The 19,241-nt window shown below is 69.0% G+C and carries 19 protein-coding genes, 1 pseudogene and 1 riboswitch; of the genes and pseudogenes, 15 read left to right on the top strand and 5 right to left on the bottom strand.

The window, feature by feature from the left end; translation table 11 throughout:
• Positions 1-26: 26 nt before the first annotated feature.
• Positions 27-1,310, bottom strand: a complete 1,284-nt coding sequence (locus tag ACFXKG_RS35435) for an extracellular solute-binding protein (RefSeq protein ID WP_384847802.1) — start codon at positions 1,308-1,310, stop codon at positions 27-29.
• Between the two features lie 239 nt (positions 1,311-1,549).
• Between ACFXKG_RS35435 and ACFXKG_RS35430 the strand changes: the two genes are divergently transcribed.
• The 7 genes and pseudogenes from ACFXKG_RS35430 to ACFXKG_RS35400 form a co-directional block, all read left to right on the top strand.
• Positions 1,550-2,314, top strand: a complete 765-nt coding sequence (locus tag ACFXKG_RS35430; protein ID WP_329829689.1) for a GntR family transcriptional regulator — start codon at positions 1,550-1,552, stop codon at positions 2,312-2,314.
• A 179-nt stretch (positions 2,315-2,493) separates the two neighbouring features.
• Complete coding sequence (locus tag ACFXKG_RS35425) at positions 2,494-4,791, top strand: carbon starvation CstA family protein (protein ID WP_384847799.1); 2,298 nt, start codon at positions 2,494-2,496, stop codon at positions 4,789-4,791.
• Positions 4,788-5,054 carry a CstA-like transporter-associated (seleno)protein gene (locus ACFXKG_RS35420; RefSeq protein ID WP_384847796.1) on the top strand — a complete coding sequence of 89 codons (267 nt, stop codon included), beginning with the start codon at positions 4,788-4,790 and terminating at the stop codon, positions 5,052-5,054. Before ACFXKG_RS35425 ends, ACFXKG_RS35420 begins: the two co-directional genes overlap by 4 nt.
• A 66-nt stretch (positions 5,055-5,120) precedes the next feature.
• Positions 5,121-5,289: riboswitch (cobalamin riboswitch) on the top strand.
• 147 nt (positions 5,290-5,436) lie between these two features.
• A complete protein-coding gene (locus ACFXKG_RS35415) occupies positions 5,437-7,866 on the top strand; it encodes a ribonucleoside-diphosphate reductase subunit alpha (RefSeq protein ID WP_384847793.1) in 2,430 nt (809 codons plus the stop codon).
• Complete coding sequence (locus ACFXKG_RS35410) at positions 7,866-8,876, top strand: ribonucleotide-diphosphate reductase subunit beta (RefSeq protein WP_384847790.1); 1,011 nt, start codon at positions 7,866-7,868, stop codon at positions 8,874-8,876. Before ACFXKG_RS35415 ends, ACFXKG_RS35410 begins: the two co-directional genes overlap by 1 nt.
• 52 nt (positions 8,877-8,928) lie before the next feature.
• Positions 8,929-9,261 (top strand): glyoxalase superfamily protein, encoded by a 333-nt coding sequence (locus ACFXKG_RS35405; protein WP_384847787.1) that lies wholly within the window; start codon positions 8,929-8,931, stop codon positions 9,259-9,261.
• A 37-nt stretch (positions 9,262-9,298) separates the two neighbouring features.
• Positions 9,299-9,553, top strand: a pseudogene (locus ACFXKG_RS35400) (helix-turn-helix domain-containing protein); the annotation flags it as partial.
• 145 nt (positions 9,554-9,698) lie between these two features.
• On the opposite strand, the gene ACFXKG_RS35395 reads toward ACFXKG_RS35400, so the two are convergent.
• Positions 9,699-10,274: a TetR/AcrR family transcriptional regulator gene (locus ACFXKG_RS35395; protein ID WP_384847784.1), complete on the bottom strand. Its 576-nt coding sequence runs from the start codon at positions 10,272-10,274 to the stop codon at positions 9,699-9,701.
• A 90-nt stretch (positions 10,275-10,364) separates the two neighbouring features.
• Here ACFXKG_RS35395 and ACFXKG_RS35390 point away from each other — a divergent pair, with 90 nt between their 5' ends.
• From ACFXKG_RS35390 to ACFXKG_RS35375, 4 genes are all read left to right on the top strand, one after another.
• Positions 10,365-11,399 (top strand): aldo/keto reductase, encoded by a 1,035-nt coding sequence (locus ACFXKG_RS35390; protein WP_384847781.1) that lies wholly within the window; start codon positions 10,365-10,367, stop codon positions 11,397-11,399.
• A 55-nt stretch (positions 11,400-11,454) separates the two neighbouring features.
• Complete coding sequence (locus ACFXKG_RS35385) at positions 11,455-12,459, top strand: zinc-dependent alcohol dehydrogenase family protein (protein WP_384847778.1); 1,005 nt, start codon at positions 11,455-11,457, stop codon at positions 12,457-12,459.
• A 140-nt stretch (positions 12,460-12,599) separates the two neighbouring features.
• On the top strand, positions 12,600-12,764 hold the full coding sequence (locus ACFXKG_RS35380) for a hypothetical protein (protein WP_384847775.1): 165 nt from the start codon (positions 12,600-12,602) through the stop codon (positions 12,762-12,764).
• A gap of 106 nt (positions 12,765-12,870) precedes the next feature.
• Complete coding sequence (locus tag ACFXKG_RS35375) at positions 12,871-13,521, top strand: class I SAM-dependent methyltransferase (RefSeq protein WP_384847773.1); 651 nt, start codon at positions 12,871-12,873, stop codon at positions 13,519-13,521.
• A 173-nt stretch (positions 13,522-13,694) separates the two neighbouring features.
• Here the strand turns inward: ACFXKG_RS35375 and ACFXKG_RS35370 are convergent, their stop codons facing one another.
• A complete protein-coding gene (locus ACFXKG_RS35370) occupies positions 13,695-14,753 on the bottom strand; it encodes a DMT family transporter (RefSeq protein WP_384847770.1) in 1,059 nt (352 codons plus the stop codon).
• 109 nt (positions 14,754-14,862) lie between these two features.
• On the opposite strand from ACFXKG_RS35370, the gene ACFXKG_RS35365 reads away from it, so the two are divergent.
• Together ACFXKG_RS35365 and ACFXKG_RS35360 are read left to right on the top strand one after the other, a co-directional pair.
• Positions 14,863-15,327, top strand: a complete 465-nt coding sequence (locus ACFXKG_RS35365) for an Lrp/AsnC family transcriptional regulator (protein WP_384847767.1) — start codon at positions 14,863-14,865, stop codon at positions 15,325-15,327.
• A 254-nt stretch (positions 15,328-15,581) separates the two neighbouring features.
• Entirely contained in the window at positions 15,582-16,505 is a 924-nt protein-coding gene (locus ACFXKG_RS35360) for a D-alanyl-D-alanine carboxypeptidase family protein (protein WP_384847764.1), read from the top strand.
• Positions 16,506-16,559: 54 nt separating this feature from the next.
• Here the strand turns inward: ACFXKG_RS35360 and ACFXKG_RS35355 are convergent, their stop codons facing one another.
• A complete protein-coding gene (locus ACFXKG_RS35355) occupies positions 16,560-17,063 on the bottom strand; it encodes an ATP-binding protein (protein WP_384847761.1) in 504 nt (167 codons plus the stop codon).
• A gap of 177 nt (positions 17,064-17,240) precedes the next feature.
• Between ACFXKG_RS35355 and ACFXKG_RS35350 the strand changes: the two genes are divergently transcribed.
• Complete coding sequence (locus ACFXKG_RS35350) at positions 17,241-18,086, top strand: Scr1 family TA system antitoxin-like transcriptional regulator (RefSeq protein WP_382896453.1); 846 nt, start codon at positions 17,241-17,243, stop codon at positions 18,084-18,086.
• On the top strand, positions 18,083-18,358 hold the full coding sequence (locus tag ACFXKG_RS35345) for a DUF397 domain-containing protein (protein WP_384847758.1): 276 nt from the start codon (positions 18,083-18,085) through the stop codon (positions 18,356-18,358). The genes ACFXKG_RS35350 and ACFXKG_RS35345 overlap by 4 nt, the downstream gene beginning before the upstream one ends.
• Before the next feature lie 54 nt (positions 18,359-18,412).
• On the opposite strand, the gene ACFXKG_RS35340 is transcribed toward ACFXKG_RS35345, so the two are convergent.
• A complete protein-coding gene (locus tag ACFXKG_RS35340) occupies positions 18,413-19,162 on the bottom strand; it encodes an SDR family oxidoreductase (RefSeq protein WP_382896438.1) in 750 nt (249 codons plus the stop codon).
• Between the last annotated feature and the right edge of the window lie 79 nt (positions 19,163-19,241).

Raw genomic sequence — 19,241 nt, 5'->3', positions numbered from 1 at the left:
GTGCCGGCGGACGCCCCGCCCTCAGGTCACTTGGTGTTGATGACCTTGTCGATGGCGGCGTCCGCTTCCTTCGCGGCCGCCTCGACCGACTGCTTCCCGGTGCCGATGGACTGCAGCATCGTCTGGAGCACCTGGGCCTTCTCGACCTGGCCCCAGCCCGGCGCCATCGGCACGAACCAGCTCGACTCGGCCGCCGTGGCCGGGACCGCGGTCGCCGGGTCGTTCTTCAGCGTCGCGAGGTCGGTCTTGTTGTTCGGCAGGTTGCCCTTGGCCATCAGGCCCTTCTGGCCCTTGGCGCCGGTGTACGCGTTGATCCACTCGGCGGCGGTGGCCTGCGCCTTCGACTTGACCGGTACGGCCAGGTCGGAACCGCCGAGGAAGACCGGCATGTTGGCGCCGGACGGACCCGGCATCACGAAGTTCTCCAGGTTCCCCTTGAGCTTGCCGGTCTTGTCGCTCTTCGGGTCCTCGGCGGTCGCGCCCTCCCAGGCGGCGCCGAAGATCATGCCGGACTGGCCCTGGCCGTACACGATGTAACGGTCGGACTCGTCCTTCGTCTTGTCCGCGTGCATGTACGCGTCCAGGATCTTCTTGTACTCCTTCAGTCCCTTGAGGGACTCGGGCGAGGAGAGGTTCGCCTTGAACGAGCCGCCGTTCTCCTCGGCGATGGAGCCGCCCGCGTCGTACACGAAGGACATGGCCGCGTACCAGTCGCGCGTGGGCTGGTACCAGGCGCTGAACTTGTCGCCCTGCTTCGCCTGGATCTTGTCGAGTCCGGCGGTCAGTTCGGCGTAGGTCTTCGGTACGGCGGTGACCCCGGCGTCCTTGGCGACGTCCTTGCGCCAGTTGGCGACGCGGCCCCCCGCGTAGTACGGCACGCCGTAGGTCTTGCCGTTGTACGTCACCGACGACTTGAGGCCGTCGAGCCAGGCGTCCGAGTTCTCGAACTTCGCGGGGTCGAGCTCGGCGAAGGCGCCCTTGACCGTGTAGCCGAGCATCTCCGTGTTGCCCATCTCGACCACGTCGGGGGCCTTGTCGGTGGCGAGTACGGCGTCGAGCTTGGCGTTCTTGTCGGGCCAGCCGTAGTACTCGTGCTTGATCTTGATGCCGGGGTTCTTCGCGACCACGGCGTCGTCCGCGGCCTTGACCAGCTCCGGCCAGTTGTTCTGGGCGTCCACTGTCAGCCAGACGGTGAGTTCCTTCGCGGACTCTCCCCCGGCCGCCCCGCCCTTCGGATCGTCGGAACCACAGGCCGCGAGGCCGATCACCATGCCTGCGACGCCGACCGCCGCGATGAGCTTGCGCTTCACGCCACCCTCCTCAGGGACACTGCAACCCCCCTGGTCCGCTTAATGGTTTAGACCAGTAGGGGGGAGCTTGGCCTAGACCTTTAGGGGTGTCAAGGGTGTATAAGAAGGGCTGTCGTGTCCGTTATCGGACCGACACCTGAGAGAGGGCGACGACTCGTGGCAGGACCGTGCCACCATGTGAGCCGCGACAGACGGAGGAGCCGGTGACGGCAGCAGCGCAGGAGTCGGGAAGGCAGGCCATGGCCACGGACGGGGTCGGCACGGAGACCGAGGGCGGACCCGCCACCCGTACGGCCCGCGTGCCCAAGTATTACCGCCTCAAACGGCACTTGCTCGACATGACCGAAACACTGCCGCCCGGTACGCCCGTACCGCCGGAGCGCACCCTGGCCGCCGAGTTCGACACCTCGCGCACGACCGTGCGCCAGGCGCTCCAGGAACTGGTCGTCGAGGGGCGGCTCGAACGCATCCAGGGCAAGGGCACCTTCGTCGCCAAGCCCAAGGTCTCCCAGGCCCTCCAGCTCACCTCGTACACCGAGGACATGCGCGCGCAGGGCCTCGAACCGACCTCGCAGCTCCTCGACATCGGATACGTCACCGCCGACGACACCCTTGCGGGACTCCTCGACATCACCGCCGGCGGGCGCGTGCTGCGCATCGAACGGCTGCGGCTGGCGAGCGGCGAGCCGATGGCCATCGAGACCACCCACCTCTCGGCGAAGCGCTTCCCCGCCCTGCGCCGCTCACTCGTCAAGTACACGTCCCTCTATACGGCGTTGGCGGAGGTGTACGACGTCCACCTCGCCGAGGCCGAGGAGACGATCGAGACGTCCCTGGCCAACCCGCGCGAGGCCGGGCTGCTCGGTACGGACGTGGGCCTGCCGATGCTGATGCTCTCGCGCCACTCACTGGACGCGGCCGGCGAACCGGTGGAGTGGGTACGGTCCGTCTACCGCGGCGACCGCTACAAGTTCGTGGCCCGCCTCCAGCGCCCGCGCCCCTGAGCGGGGACCCGGAACGAAAACCCGCCACGGCGACATAAACCCACCGTGTGCGGGCAGTTAACGTACCGGAATATGGGCTGGTGGTAGCGCGTCCCGAGATGGTCCCCTAGATTTCCTGCGCATTACGCATCAGGCACTACGCAGGTGACCAGCGGTGACCAGTGAGGGGACGACTCACCATGCCAGAGCCCGCACCGAAAGGCGCCCCGTCGGCCGACACCCCGTCGGCCGACACCCCGTCGGCCGACACCCCGTCGACCGACACCTCGTCGGCCGACACCCCGTCGACCGGCACCCCACCGAGGACCACCGGGGGTCTCACCCCGAGATCCGTCGTCATCTGGACACTGGTCGCGCTGGTGGGCGCGGCGGGCTGGGGGGTGCTCGCCCTTTCCCGGGGCGAGGAGGTCTCGGCCGCCTGGATGCTCGCCGCCGCGCTCGGCTCGTACGCGATCGCCTACCGCTTCTACTCCCGCTTCATCGCCAACCGCGTCCTCAAGGTCGACAGGACCCGGGCCACCCCCGCCGAACGGCTCGACAACGGCGTCGACTTCCACCCCACCGACCGGCGCGTGCTGTTCGGCCACCACTTCGCGGCCATCGCGGGCGCCGGGCCGCTGGTCGGCCCGGTGCTCGCCGCGCAGATGGGGTATCTGCCCGGCACCATCTGGATCGTCGCGGGCGTCATCTTCGCCGGCGCCGTCCAGGACATGGTGACGCTGTTCTTCTCCACCCGCCGCGACGGCCGGTCGCTCGGCCAGATCGCCCGGGACGAGATCGGCCCCTTCGGCGGCGCGGCGGCCCTGATCGCCGTCTTCATGATCATGATCATCCTGCTGGCCGTGCTGGCGCTGGTCATCGTCAACGCGCTGGCGCACTCGCCGTGGGGCGTCTTCTCCATCGCCATGACCATCCCGATCGCCCTCTTCATGGGCGTGTACCTGAGGGTGCTGCGCCCCGGCCGGGTCAGCGAGGTCTCGCTCATCGGGGTGGCACTGCTGCTGCTCGCCATCGTGGCGGGCGGCTGGGTCGCCGAGTCCTCGCTCGCCGACATCTTCACGCTGGAAGCGGGCACGCTGGTCATCTGGATGATCGCGTACGGCTTCCTCGCCTCCGTGCTTCCGGTGTGGATGCTGCTGGCGCCGCGCGACTACCTGTCGACCTTCATGAAGGTCGGCACGATCGTGCTGCTGGCGCTGGGCGTGGTGATCGCGCTGCCCACCATGAAGATGGAGGCGATCACCGACTTCGCGAGCCGCGGTGACGGCCCGGTCTTCGCCGGATCGATGTTCCCCTTCGTCTTCATCACCATCGCGTGCGGCGCGCTCTCGGGTTTCCACTCGCTGATCTCCTCGGGCACGACGCCGAAGATGGTCCAGAAGGAGACCCAGATCCGGATGATCGGTTACGGCGCGATGCTGACCGAGTCGTTCGTCGCGATCATGGCGCTGATCGCCGCCTGCATCATCGACCCGGGCCTGTACTTCGCGGTCAACTCCCCGGCCGGGGTCATCGGGGGTACGGTCGAGTCCGCCTCGCAGGCCGTCGCCAACCTGGGCTTCACCATCTCGCCGGACCAGCTCGCCCAGGCGGCCAAGGACGTCGAGGAGACGAGCCTGCTGTCGCGGACCGGCGGGGCGCCGACCTTCGCCCTCGGCATGGCGGAGATCTTCTCGTCCGTCGTCGGCGGCACCGCCATGAAGGCGTTCTGGTACCACTTCGCCATCATGTTCGAGGCGCTGTTCATCCTCACCACGGTGGACGCGGGGACGCGCGTCGGGCGCTTCATGCTCCAGGACATGCTCGGCAACGTGTACAAGCCGATGCGCGAGGTGAGCTGGAAGCCGGGCGTCTGGTTCGCCAGCGCTGTGGTGGTCGGCGGCTGGGGCTACTTCCTCTGGGTCGGTGTCCATGACCCGCTGGGCGGCATCAACCAGCTCTTCCCGCTCTTCGGCATCGCCAACCAGCTCCTGGCGGCCGTCGCGCTCGCCGTCTGCACCACACTGCTGGTCAAGTCCGGCCGCCTGAAGTGGGCGTGGGTGACGGCCGTACCGCTCGCCTGGGACGCCGCCGTCACGCTCACCGCGAGCTGGCAGAAGATCTTCTCGGCGGACCCGAGGGTGGGCTTCTTCACCCAGCGCGACGTGTACCAGTCGGCCATCGACCGGGGCGAGGTGCTGGCCCCGGCCAAGACCATGGACGACATGCACACCGTGGTCACCAACTCCACGGTGGACGGGGTGCTCTCGGCGCTCTTCGCGGTCCTCATCCTCGTGGTCATCGCGGACGCCGGACGGGTCTGCTTCAAGGCGATCCGCGATCCGGAGGGCGTCCGGCTGACGGAGGTCCCGTACGTCGAGTCGAAGATCGTCGCCCCGGCCGGCCTGATCCCCACCCAGGAGGAGAAGGCGGAACTGGCCGCCGCCGAGGCCACCAAGGAGCGGGAGAGCGTCCCGGCGGGGACGGGCCCGGCATGACGCGCGTCCGGAGCCGGGCGGATCGGGTGCGGCACGTGGCCGGGCGGATCCGCTGGTACGTACGGGAGTTCACCGGCGAGTCGGCGTACGAGCGCTACGTGGCCCACGCCCGGGCCCACGCGGACGCGGCAGCCGGTGCGGGTACGGGCGCGGGTGCCGGCGCCGGTGACCCGGCGGGCGGGATCATGACCCGCCGCGCCTTCGAACGCAGCCGCACGGACGCCCGCGAGGCCGACCCGCGCGAGGGCTTCCGCTGCTGCTGAGCCGCCGCCGGGCCGTCGCGGAGCTGCTGCCGAGCCGCCGCCGATCTCGTACGGCGGCGGCGTACGACACAACATCTGGGGGGTGGCGCGGCGCGCGCCCCCCAGATGTATGCTCGACCTCGCTGTCGACGCAGGGGAATCCGGTGTGAATCCGGAACTGTCCCGCAACGGTGTACTGTGGCGCGCTTTGTCGCGCCCCCTAGTCCGAACACCTGCCGGCAGTGCGTCCGGCTCGACCGATCCGGGCGCCCAGACGTCCGGGCCTCGCGGTTGGGCCGGTGGACGCGGCGCGGTGTGCGGCCCTCTGCGATGACGGGCGTGCCTCCGTGCGCGCGGACCCGTGCCTCCTCGCGGCCCAGAGCCGAGCGAGGGAGAGCACCACGTGACCATCGCGCCAGCGGATCCGGTTTCAGCAACGACCGAGCGGGGGCCCGGAGCCGGGCAGGAACCGACGGCCGACGCCCCCGGCACCGCGCTGCTGCGGACCCTGACCGAGCTGACCGCCGATCTGCCCGACGCCGACCCGGGCAGGATCGCCGCCGCCGCGCTGCGCGGCCGTAACGCCCGCTCGGACGAGGCCGAGCTGCGCGAGCTGGCCACGGAGGCGGCGGCCGGACAGATCTCCGAGGATCCCGCGTACTCCCGGCTCGCCGCCCGGCTGCTCACCCGCACGATCGCCGACGAGGCCGCGTCCCAGGGCGCCGTGTCGTTCTCCGCGTCCGTCACTGTCGGCCACCGCGAGGGTCTGATCGCGGACCGTACGGCCGCCTTCGTCGCGCGCCACGCCGCGCGCCTGGACGCACTGATCGACCCGGCCGCCGACGACCGCTTCGGCTACTTCGGGCTGCGCACCCTCTACAGCCGCTATCTGCTCCGGCACCCCCTCACCCGGCAGGTCGTCGAGACGCCGCAGCACTTCCTGCTGCGCGTCGCCGCCGGGCTCGCCGAGGACGACAGCGACCGGGCGGTGGCGGAGGTCGGGCGGCTCTACGGGCTGATGAGCCGGCTCGACTACCTCCCCTCCTCCCCCACGCTCTTCAACTCCGGCACCCGCCACCCCCAGATGTCCTCCTGCTACCTGCTGGACTCGCCGCTGGACGAGCTGGACTCGATCTACGACCGGTACCACCAGGTGGCGCGGCTCTCGAAGCACGCGGGCGGGATCGGGCTCTCGTACTCCCGTATCCGCTCGCGCGGTTCACTGATCCGGGGGACGAACGGCCACTCCAACGGCATCGTCCCGTTCCTGCGGACCCTCGACTCCTCCGTCGCCGCCGTCAACCAGGGCGGCCGGCGCAAGGGCGCGGCCTGCGTCTACCTGGAGACCTGGCACGCGGACCTGGAGGAGTTCCTCGAACTGCGCGACAACACGGGCGAGGACGCGCGCCGTACGCACAACCTCAACCTCGCGCACTGGATCCCCGACGAGTTCATGCGCCGGGTCGAGGCGGACGGCGTCTGGTCGCTCTTCTCCCCCGTGGACGTGCCGGACCTGGTCGACCTGTGGGGCGACGCCTTCGACGCCGCGTACCGCAAGGCGGAGGCGGACGGTCTCGCGCGCAAGACCCTCAAGGCCCGTGAGCTGTACGGCCGGATGATGCGCACCCTCGCGCAGACCGGCAACGGCTGGATGACCTTCAAGGACGCGTCGAACCGTACGGCCAACCAGACCGCCGAGCCCGGCCACACCGTCCACTCCTCCAACCTCTGCACCGAGATCCTTGAGGTCACGGACGACGGCGAGACGGCCGTCTGCAACCTCGGCTCCGTCAACCTGGGCGCGTTCGTGGACGCGGCCACCGGCGACATCGACTGGGCGCGGCTGGACGAGACCGTCCGTACCGCCGTCACCTTCCTCGACCGGGTCGTCGACATCAACTTCTACCCGACCGAGCAGGCGGGCCGCTCCAACGCCAAGTGGCGCCCGGTGGGCCTGGGCGCGATGGGCCTCCAGGACGTCTTCTTCAAGAAGCGGCTGCCCTTCGACTCCCCCGAGGCCGCCGCGCTCTCCACCCGGTTCGCCGAACGGATCATGCTCGCGGCGTACGAGGCCTCCTGCGACCTCGCCGAGCGCGACGGGCCGCTCCCCGCCTGGTCGAAGACGCGCGCGGCGCGCGGGGTGCTCCACCCCGACCACTACGACGTGGCGCTGAACTGGCCGGAGCGCTGGGCGGCGCTGCGCGCCCGGGTCGCGGAGACCGGCATGCGCAACTCCCTCCTCCTCGCCATCGCGCCGACGGCGACCATCGCGTCGATCGCGGGCGTGTACGAGTGCATCGAGCCGCAGGTCTCGAACCTGTTCAAGCGCGAGACGCTCTCCGGGGAGTTCCTCCAGGTCAACTCCTACCTGGTGGAGGAGTTGAAGCGGCTCGGCGTCTGGGACGCCCGGACCCGCGAGGCGCTGCGCGAGGCGAGCGGCTCGGTGGCGGGCTTCGGCTGGATCCCGGCGGAGGTACGGGAGCTGTTCCGTACGGCGTGGGAGATCCCGCAGCGCGGCCTGATCGACATGGCGGCGGCCCGCACGCCGTTCCTGGACCAGAGCCAGTCGCTCAACCTGTTCCTGGAGACGCCGACCATCGGGAAGCTCAGCTCGATGTACGCGTACGCCTGGAAGAAGGGGCTCAAGACGACGTACTACCTGCGCTCGCGCCCGGCGACCCGGATCGCCCGCGCGGCCGGCTCCACTCCGGCTCCCGCCCCCACCACCCATCCCACCCCCGCCTCCGCCCCCGTACCGGCACAGCTCACCCCGGCCGACGAGGCGATCGCCTGTTCCCTGGAAAACCCCGAGTCCTGCGAGGCCTGCCAGTAATGACGACGGAAAAGAATCTCCTGGACCCGGGCTTCGAGCTGACGCTCCGCCCCATGCGCTACCCGGACTTCTACGAGCGCTACCGCGACGCGATCAAGAACACCTGGACCGTGGAGGAGGTCGACCTCCACTCCGACGTCGCCGACCTCGCCAAGCTCACCCCCGGCGAGCAGCACATGATCGGCCGGCTGGTGGCGTTCTTCGCGACGGGCGACTCGATCGTCTCGAACAATCTGGTGCTGACGCTCTACAAGCACATCAACTCCCCGGAGGCGCGGCTCTATCTCTCGCGCCAGCTCTTCGAGGAGGCCGTGCACGTCCAGTTCTATCTGACCCTGCTGGACACCTACCTCCCGGACCCCGAGGACCGCGCGGCGGCCTTCGACGCGGTCGAGGAGATCCCGTCGATCCGCGAGAAGGCGCGGTTCTGCTTCCGCTGGATGGACTCGGTGGAGAAGATCGACCGCCTGGAGTCCCCGGCGGACCGGCGCCGCTTCCTGCTGAACCTGATCTGCTTCGCGGCGTGCATCGAGGGCCTGTTCTTCTACGGGGCGTTCGCGTACGTCTACTGGTTCCGCTCGCGCGGCCTGCTGCACGGCCTGGCCACGGGCACGAACTGGGTCTTCCGCGACGAGACCATGCACATGAACTTCGCCTTCGAGGTCGTGGACACGGTCCGCAAGGAGGAGCCGGAGCTCTTCGACGACGCCCTTCAGCAGCAGGTCACGGACATGCTGAGGGAAGCGGTCGAGGCGGAGCTGCAGTTCGGCCGCGACCTGTGCGGCGACGGACTGCCGGGCATGAACACGGAGTCGATGCGCGCGTACCTGGAGTGCGTCGCGGACCAGCGGCTCCAGCGCCTCGGCTTGCCGCCGGTGTACGGATCGCAGAACCCGTTCGCGTTCATGGAGCTCCAGGGCGTCCAGGAGCTGACGAACTTCTTCGAGCGGCGCCCGTCGGCGTACCAGGTGGCGGTGGAGGGCACGGTCGGCTTCGACGACGACTTCTAGTGCCGCATCAGGCAACGCTTGCCCTGCCGGGTGCTCTGGGATGATGGGCTGCATGGACGAGGAAGCCATCCCGATTCTTCACGTCGAGGATGCCGCTGCAGCGGTCGCGTGGTACAGCCGTCTGGGCTTCACCCAGCTGTGGGAACACCGCTTTGAGCCAGGACTTCCCGCGTTCGTCGAGGTGGCACGCGGCCGGGTGAGGTTGTTCTTGTCCGAGCACGAAGGAGACGCCCGACCGGATACGTTGGTGTACCTCCGCGTCCGTGATGTCGACGCCATCGCCGACGAGTTCGGTGCTCGGGCGAAGGACGCTCCGTGGGCGCGCGAGATTGAGCTGCGTGATCCTGACGGCAACCGGCTACGGGTGGGCACACCTACGGAATGAACGCTCCCGGCCGGCACGTGGCAGCGAAACCGTGCCGGTGGCAGAGCGAGTGCGTGTTCGTGAGATCGATGACCACGAGGGGCGAAGACTCCTGCGGATCCTCCGTCGCGGCACGGGGTCGGTGGTGACCTGGCGGCGGGCTCGGATGGTGCTGCTCGCCGCGCAGGGGACGCCCGTGGCGAAGATCGCCGAGGTGACGTTCACCAGTGCGGACCGGGTCCGGGACGTGATCCACAACTTTCATACCGACGGCTTCGACTCGCTCTACCCGAAGTACAAAGGCGGCCGGCCGATGAGGGGCTGTCCGTCGCGGGTGAGCCGGCGGGCGGGGTCATCCTCGCAGTCCTCCGGGCCGAAGTCACCGATCAGGACCTGACGCCCGCCCGCCCGGGCCGTACGGGCGGGCCCAGTCGGCACGGTGGGGCGGGGGGTGGGGGTCAGGTACGGGGGCTCAGGCCGTCGAAGAAGATGCCGAGCACGCGCGTGCGAAGGTCCTCGTCCCAGTGCTGGCGCTCGGCGGCCAGGCACGCGGCGGAGACCAGCGCGCCCAGCTCTCGCATGCCCATGTCCTTGCGTACCGCGCCTGCCTGCTGGGCGCGGACCAGCAGGATTTCCGCCCCGTCCAGCATGGCCCGGTTGGCCTGTCCCAGTTCCCCGGCGTTGATGTCGACGCCGGCGTCGGCCAGCGCGTCGACGAGCATCTTCTGCCCGGTCGACGACGTGACGGCGTACGTGAAGAAGGCGAAGAACGCCTCGCCGGGGTTCTCGTCGTCCGCGAGGCTTTGAGCCTGGCCGGCGATCTCCCGCGTCTGCTCGGTGACGATCGCTTCGAAGAGCGCTTCCTTCGTCGGAAACTGCCGGTAGACCGTGGCCAGCCCCACTTCAGCCTGCCGTGCGATCTCGCGCATGGACGCCGCCGTCCCGTCCCGGGCGAGTACGGCCTTCGCCACTTCCAGTACACGGACGCGGTTGCGCCGTGCGTCGGCCCGCAGCGGACGGGGCGAATCGGACATCAAGCCTCCCGGACTTGCTATACGGATCACCTGATCCGTATAGTCGTAAACGGATCACCTGATCCGAATATTCTAAACCGAAGGACCACCATGCACTACGAGACGTTGGGACGCTCAGGCCTGAAGGTGTCCCGAGCCTGCCTGGGCACGATGAACTTCGGCTCCGACCACGCGATGGCCGCCTCCGGCGCGCAGGAGGCCGCGCAGATCATCGGCGAGTTCCTGGACGCCGGCAACAACTTCGTCGACACCGCCGACATGTACTCGAACGGCAGGTCGGAGGAGACCGTCGGCCGGGCGATCAAAGGCCGGCGCGAGGATGTCGTCCTGTCGACCAAGGCGGCCTACCCCATGGGCCCGGGGCCCAACGACCACGGGCTGTCCCGCAAGTATCTGACCAAGGCGCTCGACGACAGCCTGCGCCGCCTGGGCACCGACTACATCGACCTCTACCAGGCCCATCACTGGGACGACTCCACTCCGATCGAGGAGACCATGGCCACGCTGGACGGCTTCGTCCGCGCCGGCAAGGTCCGCTACATCGGCGCCTCCAACTTCACCGCCGCGCAGATCGTCGAGGCCCAGTGGGCCGCGGCCCGCGCCGGGACGACCCCGTTCGTCAGCCTCCAGCCGCAGTACTCGCTGGTCGCCCGCTACATCGAGGCGGAGATCCTCCCTGCCTGCGAGCGGCACGGCATGGGCACCCTGGTCTGGTCACCGCTCGGCGGCGGCATCCTCTCCGGCCGCTACCGCCACGGCGAGCCGCCGGCCGAGGGCAGCCGCATGGACCGGATCAAGAACTCCGGCATGCCGGGTGCCGACGACTTCCTCAAGGGCCTCCTCAACGAACCCAACCTGGCCGTGGCCGACGCCGTCGCCGAGGTGGCCGGGGAGCTGGGCACGACGCCCGGGTCCGTCGCTCTCGCCTGGGTCGCCGGCCGCCCCGGTGTCACCTCCGTGATCATCGGCCCGCGCACCACCGACCACCTGCACAGGAGCCTCGAAGGCCTCCGGCTCGAACTGCCCGCCGAGGCCGCCGACCGGCTCGAGAAGGCCTCCCGCCACACCGCTCTCCGGTCCATCGACGGCTCCGGCAACCCCCTCCGTTCGCCTGACGGGAACTGAGCCGACCAGCACCCGGGCAGCAGCCTCCAGCAAGACGGAAAACAGAGGACCCTCCATGCCCCGCACCGTCCGACTGCACGCCTTCGGCGGCCCCGAGAACCTCAGGATCGACGACCTGCCCGCCCGTGCCCCCGGCCCCGGTGAGGCCCGACTGCGCGTCGAGGCGGCCGGGCTGAACCGCGACCAGTTCATGTTCATGGAAGGCTACGAGTTCGAAGGCGTCTTCGCTCGGCCGTCCCTGCCCGCGCGGCTCGGCCATGAAGTGGCCGGCGTCGTCGACGCCGTCGGCGAGGGAGTCGACGCATCCTGGATCGGCAAGCGTGTCGCCCCCGTCGCCCCCTTCGACGAGACCCGCTACGGATCTCTCGGCGAAGAGGGCGTCGTGCCCGCCGACCTGCTCAGCGAGTACCCGGCGCGTCTGTCCCCGGCCGAGGCCGCGGCCCTGTGGGTGCCGTACCTGACGGCGTACGGTCTCGTCGCAGCGGGCGGCATCGAGCCCGGGGACTTCGTGGCGCTTCCCGCCGCGTCCTCCGCAGTGGGACTCGCCGCGCTGCAGATCGTCCTGGACACCGGCGCCACCCCGATCGCGGTCACCCGCGCCGCCGCCAAAGCGGACGAGTTGCGTGCTCTCGGCGCCGCCCACGTCATCGTGACGCAGGACGAGGACTACGCCGCACGGATCGCCGAGATCACCTCCGGGCATGGCGTCCGCGTGACCTTCGACCCGGTCGGCGGCGACTTCTTGCAGGAAGCGGCCGTGGCTGCTGCGCCCGGCGGCATCATCATCGAGTACGGGATCCTGGCCGGCCGGCCCGGCCCGTTCCCCCAGGAGTTCGTGCTCGGCAAAGGGCTCACGATCCGAGGCTGGTCGGTCAGCGAGATCTTCAGCGACCCACGGTCACGCGAGCAGGCCGTCACCTATGTGCTCGACCGCGTCGCCGACGGCCGCTTCACGCCCCGTGTCGCCCGAACGTTCCCCCTCGACCAGGTCGTCGACGCCTATGCCCACATCCGCGCTGAACAGCGGCTGGGGCGGACGGTCATCACCATCGAGAACTGACCCTCCCGATCCATCCCTGACCGGGGAGGGGACCGACCGCTCTGCGCGGCAGGCCCGTCGTCCCCGTCCTACGCGCTCCTCGTCCCCAGGCCATGAGTCCGCCGGCTGGGGTACATCGGCCCCTCCTGCAGCTGCAGGGCATGGTGCACGGCTACTCCGTCGCGGCCTGGTTCGCGGTCGGTCTGCTCGTGACCGCCGCACTCGTCGCTCTGGCCTTCGTCAACGCTTCCCGCCCGGGAACCAGCGTCACCCCGACAGGAACCGGTGCCCCCGACGAGGTCCTGATGCCCGTGCCGGCCCACTGACAGGCCGGCCACCGTCAGATTCGCCGGCCATGGCCGGGACCCGGCCGCACCACGGCTTCCGTCCAGGCCCAGCCGTCCGCCACCGCACGTCACACCGGGAAGAACCGTGATCACACCCGCCACACCGGGCTCCGAACGTCACACCGAGACGCCCGCGCCCCGCCCTCCGACGAGCGACTTCCCGGTGTTCCTCGGACAGTGGCTGCGCTCCCCGGCACGGATCGGCTCCCTGGCACCCAGCTCACCGCGCCTCGCCCGCGCGGTGTCCTGCTCGGTACCGGAGCGCGGCGAGCCCGTGGTCGTCGAGCTCGGCGCCGGTACGGGTCCGTTCACCGCCGAGATACAGCGCCGGCTCGGGGGGCGCGGCCGTCATCTGGCCGTAGAGATCAACCCACTTCTGGCAGAACTGCTGCGCGACCGCCACCCCGGCGCCGAGGTGGTCGGGGAGGACGCCGTGCATCTCCGGCGAATCCTGGACGAACACGGAATCACCCGCGCCGACGCCGTGGTGAGCGGATTGCCCTGGGCGCTGTTCCCTGCCACCACCCAGCAGCAACTGCTGGAGGCGGTGACCGGCACGCTGGGACCGTCCAGTGCCTTCACCACTTTCGCCTACCGCCATGCCGTCCCGCTCAGATCCGCACGTCGCTTCCGGGCCATGCTGGCCGACCGCTTCGAAGAGGTCGTGCCCGGCCGCACAGTCTGGCGTAACCGGCCCCCGGCCTTCGTCCTCCACGCCCGCAGGCCCCGGTCCTGACGTCCAGGCACAGCGCGGCGAACGGACCAGGCCGTGTCTGTCAACTCCTTCGGAGGCACAAGGGGGTTCACAGCTGCTCGCAAACTGATGGCACGGCATTCATGAGCACCCCGCACCACTGCTTCCTGTGATCGGAAGGCTTCGAGGGCGATGCCGTCCTTTCACCGGATCGGTCAGGTTGATGGCATGCGGCCCTGGCTCTCACCAGTCGCGTACAGACCGATGTCCCCAGCTCCCAGGCCACTTTGTTCGCTGATGCCACTCCGGTGGGCGGCATCCCGTTCCTCATGTTGTGGGTTCGGCCAAGTGCCCTCCAACCGGGCAACCGACGGTTCGGTCCGTTTTTCACGATGGCGCGGCGCGGTGTTGAATACCGCCACGCTGGTGACGATGAGTGTGAGGGCGGCGCTCACGCCCGGGGTGATGGGCTCGCCGAAGAGGGGGATGGCGGCAAGAGCCGTCAGAACAGGGCTGACCGCGCCCGCCGCTGCGGCGACGTCGGCGCCGACCGTGCGTACCGCGTAGGCGTAGCACAGGGTCGAGAGCAGTCCCGTCCCGATGCCCTGGAGGACGATGAAGAGCAGAACATCGGACATATCGGCGGTACCGGTCATCAGGTGCGAGGGCATGGCGGCGGAGCCGGCAAGCAGGGCGGCTGCGATGGTCGCGGGTGTGCAGACGGTGAGCACGACGCCGGTAAGGCCCATCCCTGTCTGCCGGAGGCCGATCGTGTAGACGGCCCAGGCGCATCCGGCGGTGAGGAGAATGCCGATGCCCGCGGTCGTCGCGCTGGACGTCGTCTGCAGCGCTGTCGCTGCGATACCCGTGATGATCGCGGCCAGGGCGATCAGGTGTCGCGTGGAGATCCGTTCCCGCCACCGCAGAAACAGGATCGCGGCGACGAACAGCGGCACCGTGCCGGGGATGAGGAGACCGACGAGCGCGGCGGAGGTCAGGCGTCCGCCGAGTGCGGAGAGGAGGAAGTGCGGCAGGCCACCGATGCCGAGCAGGAGAAGGACACTGATCTTCTCGCCACGGAGTGCACGGACAGTGCGCGGAATCCACGGCGCCAGGATGACGACGGGTGTCGCAAAGCGGAGAAGCGCCACGTCGATCGGGGTGAGGCTGGACGAGCTGATCCCCCTGACTGTCAGGGCGAACGAGGACCACAGAACGACCGCGGCTGCAAGAGCGGCCGTCCCCACCAGCCTGGTGCGCATCTGATTGACCACGACGAGTTCCTTCCATCCCTGCTCCAGGCGAGCAATGTTAGAAAGATGTCGATGGCAGGCGATTGCAAATCATGCCGCACAAGCGCCTTCCTGTGGCAGAATCTGCCACGTGGTGACTTTGGACAGCATTGACCGGCGCATCCTTCTCGAACTCCAGCGAGACGGCAGGCTCACCAATCAGGAGCTGGCGGATCGCGTGGGCCTCTCGCCGTCACCGTGTCTGCGGCGTGTGCGGCTCCTGCAGGAGAGCGGCGTAATCGAGCGCTACGCGGCGATGCTCTCCCAGGACGCGCTCGGGCTGTCGATCACCGCCTTCGCGCGGATGACACTCCTCTCACACACCTCGGAGGTCGTCGACGCCGTGGAGGAGAAGCTCCGCTCGATTCCCGAAGTGGTCGAGGCGTACCTGCTCGCCGGAGATGACGACTACCTTGTGAAGATCGTCATCGACTCCTTCGCCGCATACGAAGTCCTGGTACGGCGAGAGCTTCGGACCCTCCCGTCACTGTCCTCGATCAAGACGACATTCGCCTTCGCCGTCACGAAACCACCATCGCCACTCCCCATCCCCTGAGCCGCGCATCACACAACCCCGGCAGCCGTCGGCGCAGACAACCGCGCCACTCAGCACGAACCGGCACCGCTGGCCGACAACGGGGCGAACGTTGTCTGACGCGGCACCAGGACCCCGAGATCTCTACAAGATCCCAGGCAACCGATCGGTCCCGTCGGCACGTATTCCTGCAGGGGGCACTTAAACCCCACGCGCCCCTCGTACGACGGTTCCACTGTTCCACCGCAAGCAATGCAGAGACGGAGCCTTACCTCTTGACTGCCAAGACACTGACCAAGCGCAAGGCAGCCGCCACCCTCGCCGGTGGCGCGCTCCTCGCGCTCTCCCCACTGGTCGCCCAGACCGCGGCCGCCGCCCAGCCCGAACCCACCGTCACCGCCAAGGGCGCAGCCCTCATGGACGGCGACAGCGGCGAGACGCTCTACGGCAAGGACGCGGACACCGTCCGCCCCATGGCCAGCACGGCGAAGATCATGACGGCGTACGTGGTGCTCGACAAGGGCACCGACCTGGACCGCCAGGTGACCGTCAAGCAGGAGTACCGCGACTACGTCACGGAGCACAGCACCAGCACGGCGGACCTCCAGACCGGCGACAAGCTCACCGTCCGCCAGCTCCTCTACGCGTCGCTGCTCCCCTCCGGCGCCGACGCCGGCTACGCCCTCGCCGACACCTTCGGCACCGGGGCCACCGGCGAGGAGCGGGCCGAGTCCTTCGTCTCGCAGATGAACGCGAAGGCCGACGAGCTCTACCTCCCGAAGACCGAGTTCGACTCCTTCGACGGCGTGGGCACCGACTCCAGCACCCCGACCGAGCTGGCGAAGCTGGCCCGGCACGCCATGACGAACGACACCTTCCGTACGGTCGTGGCGACCAAGCAGTACAAGGCCGAGGCCCCGGCCGCCAACGGCCGTACGCGCTACTACACCTGGAACAACACGAACCAGCTGCTCGGTTCGTACGACGGCGTCATCGGCATCAAGACCGGCACGACGACCCCGGCCGGCCAGTGCCTGGTCTTCGCGGCCACCCGTGGCGACAAGACCCTCGTCGGTACGGTCCTCAACAGCACCGACCGGTACGGCGACGCGGCGAAGATGCTGGACTACGGGTTCGGCTCGGACACAGCGGAGACCATGAAGCTCCGCAAGCTCCCCGCGAACGCGCAGCGCGACTGATCCCGCTGCGCTCCCTTTGACGTATGACGGCCCGCCGGTTCTTCCGGCAGGCCGTTACGCGTGTCCGGCCCCTTCGGCGGAGAAGTACTCGGCCGCGCTGTACCCCACCTCCGCCCAGACCGTCTTGGTGTACGGATCCCGTACGCCCCACCCCCACCGGTCGGCGTGAGCGGCGACCAGCAACAGCCCCCGCCCGCCGGTCGAGTCCCCGTCGGGCGGCGGGAAGATCCCGGGCGCGCGGGGCAGCCGGTCGGGCCGCGTGTCGATGACCTCGACCCGGACCCGGTCGACCCCGAGCCCGAGCCGCACCTCGAAGTCCCGCCCGGGGGTACGGCCATGGGTCACCGCGTTGGCGGCCAGCTCGGCGACGATCGCGGAGACCGCGCCGGAGGCGGGGACGGTACGCGGAACGTCCCACGAATCGAGCTGCTGAGCGCAGAGCAACCGGGCGAGCCGGGCACCGCGATGGCTGGAACTGAGCCTGATCCGCGAGACCGGGAAGAGCGGCGAGAAGGCCGGCGACGAGCCCGGCCCGGCGAGGGGAATTTCCGACTTCATAGGGTAACCGTCCCGTTACCCGGATAACGTCACCAGGGCGAACGTCCGTACCTGACCAGCTGGTACGGACCGGACCCTGATTCTGTACGGGTCGCGTTCCGTAACGGCGCCGGGGCGCGGCGCGTTGCACAAGGAAGGTTATGCACGCATCGGCACACACGATGGGGTGTGAGGCGTATGGGAACCAGCCGCCAGAGCCAGAAGAAGCAACGGACCCAGGATGACGGCCGACCTCGTATCTGGGTCGGCTACGGAAAGATGGTCAGGCTCCACCGCGACCGCGCGGGCCTGACCCAGCAGGAACTCGCCGACGCGGTGGGCTACTCGTACGAGCAGGTCGCCTCGATCGAGCAGGGGCGCCGACCGGCGAAGTCGGCGTTCACGGACGCGGCCGAGACGGTACTGAAGGCCGCCGGAACACTGGCGGTGCTCCAGGACGACGTGGACCTGGCCAAACTCCCGGCGTTCTTCCAGGACTTCGCCAAGTTCGAGTTGGAGGCGGTGAGCCGGTACGACTTCGAACCGTTACTGATCCCGGGGCTGCTCCAGACCGAGCCTTACGCGCGGGCGCTCTTCACAGCAAGCTGCCCGCCACTCAGCGACGAGATGATCGAGCAGAACGTAGAAGCGAGGCTCGGCCGACAAAGGCTGCTCACCCGCACACCCATGGTCGAGACATGCTTCATCATCGGGGAGGCCGCCCTCACCACGACGGTGGGCGATAGTGACGTGATGCGGGGGCAGCTTCACCATCTGCTGAAACTGGGCCAGGCGCGCAATGTGGCGATCCAAGTGATGCCCTCGGACAGCGACTTCCACCTCGGGCACAACGGACCTATGGTGCTGTTGGAGACCCTGGAGCACCGGCAGGTCGGCTACATCGAGTCGCAGGGCGTGGGGTTGGTGATCACCGACGCCACAACGGTCAGCACCTTGGGGCTGCGCTATGGCAAGCTGCGTACACAGGCCCTGAACGCGGTGGAGTCTGCCCGTCTGATCGAGCGCATGGCAGGAGAGCTATGAACACCGAAGGCTCCACAGACCGGCCATCCCATCTGGCGTGGTTCAAGAGCAGCTACAGCGGCACAGATGGCGGAAACTGCGTAGAAGTGGCCTGGGCCAAGAGCAGTTACAGCGGTTCGGGCGGCGGAAACTGCGTAGAAGTGGCCCTCGCCCCCGCAGCCGTCCTCATCCGCGACTCGAAGACAGTCCCCGGCCCCATACTCAACGTCGCCGCCGACCAGTGGTCCACGTTCGTCGCCTTCACCAGCACCCGGCGGGACACCACGGCCTGACGGGCTGAACCGGTGGCGCATTGCAACCAACACACCACCGGCCCGGGCCCTTGGTCACCAGGGCAGCGGGTGGTGGCTCAGGTCTTCGTCGGCGGTGACGGCGGTTCCTGACGGGCCGCCGGGTGGCAGGGTGGCCATGCGGATGGGGAGCAGGGCTCCTTGCGCGGCGGTCAGGGCGCCCACGTGTCCGTTCTGGTCGGTCGCCACGGATCCGGGGGAGACCGCGTTGACCAGGATCGGCTCCGCGCGCAGTTCGTTCGCGTACGTCACGGTGACGGCGTTCAGCGCGGCCTTCGAGGAGTTGTAGGCCAGCAACTGCGGAAACGCCTTGTTGGACGCGGCCAGGGAGACGGAGCCGAGGTTGCTCGTGAGGTTCACTATGCGCGCGGCCGAGGAGCGGCGGAGCAGCGGCAGCATCGCGTTGGTCACCGCCACGACACCGAACACGTTGATCTCGTACGTTCCGCGCATCTCCTCGACCGAGGTGCCGCTCGGCCGGTGGATGGGGGTGGCGAGCACACCGGCGTTGTTGACCAGGATGTCGAGTCCGCCGGCCTCGTAGGCGATCGTCTCCGCCGCCGCGTCGACCGACGCCTGGTCGGTGACGTCGAGTTGGACGAATCGCGCGTCGTATCCACGCGCGGCCAGGGCGGACACGGCCGATGTGCCACGGTAGGTGTCGCGGGCGCCGAGGTAGACCGTCATCCCCAGACCGAGGAGCCCTTCGGCGACCGCGAACCCGATGCCCTTGTTGGCGCCGGTCACCAGGGCCAGCCGCTGAGTGGGATTGATATGAGTATCCATGATCTGCCCATACTGGCCGACCGGCCCTGCTCAGGTGGGTCGGTTGCGCATCCCGGGTCCCTGGTGGCCGGAGATCACC

The sequence above is a fragment of the Streptomyces sp. NPDC059255 genome (assembly GCF_042752355.1).
Taxonomy (GTDB): domain Bacteria; phylum Actinomycetota; class Actinomycetes; order Streptomycetales; family Streptomycetaceae; genus Streptomyces.
The sequence above is the reverse complement of the archived record's forward strand: the minus strand, read 5'-3'. Positions and strand labels throughout refer to the sequence as shown.

Bases quoted from the DNA above. Each gene is read 5' to 3' on its own strand.
- ACFXKG_RS35430 (WP_329829689.1), top strand. From the start codon at position 1,550: ATGGCCACGGACGGGGTCGGCACGGAGACCGAGGGCGGACCCGCCACC.
- ACFXKG_RS35425 (WP_384847799.1), top strand. From the start codon at position 2,494: ATGCCAGAGCCCGCACCGAAAGGCGCCCCGTCGGCCGACACCCCGTCG.
- ACFXKG_RS35420 (WP_384847796.1), top strand. From the start codon at position 4,788: ATGACGCGCGTCCGGAGCCGGGCGGATCGGGTGCGGCACGTGGCCGGG.
- ACFXKG_RS35410 (WP_384847790.1), top strand. From the start codon at position 7,866: ATGACGACGGAAAAGAATCTCCTGGACCCGGGCTTCGAGCTGACGCTC.
- ACFXKG_RS35405 (WP_384847787.1), top strand. From the start codon at position 8,929: ATGGACGAGGAAGCCATCCCGATTCTTCACGTCGAGGATGCCGCTGCA.
- ACFXKG_RS35395 (WP_384847784.1), bottom strand. From the start codon at position 10,274: ATGTCCGATTCGCCCCGTCCGCTGCGGGCCGACGCACGGCGCAACCGC.
- ACFXKG_RS35390 (WP_384847781.1), top strand. From the start codon at position 10,365: ATGCACTACGAGACGTTGGGACGCTCAGGCCTGAAGGTGTCCCGAGCC.
- ACFXKG_RS35385 (WP_384847778.1), top strand. From the start codon at position 11,455: ATGCCCCGCACCGTCCGACTGCACGCCTTCGGCGGCCCCGAGAACCTC.
- ACFXKG_RS35380 (WP_384847775.1), top strand. From the start codon at position 12,600: ATGGTGCACGGCTACTCCGTCGCGGCCTGGTTCGCGGTCGGTCTGCTC.
- ACFXKG_RS35355 (WP_384847761.1), bottom strand. From the start codon at position 17,063: ATGAAGTCGGAAATTCCCCTCGCCGGGCCGGGCTCGTCGCCGGCCTTC.
- ACFXKG_RS35350 (WP_382896453.1), top strand. From the start codon at position 17,241: ATGGGAACCAGCCGCCAGAGCCAGAAGAAGCAACGGACCCAGGATGAC.
- ACFXKG_RS35345 (WP_384847758.1), top strand. From the start codon at position 18,083: ATGAACACCGAAGGCTCCACAGACCGGCCATCCCATCTGGCGTGGTTC.
- ACFXKG_RS35340 (WP_382896438.1), bottom strand. From the start codon at position 19,162: ATGGATACTCATATCAATCCCACTCAGCGGCTGGCCCTGGTGACCGGC.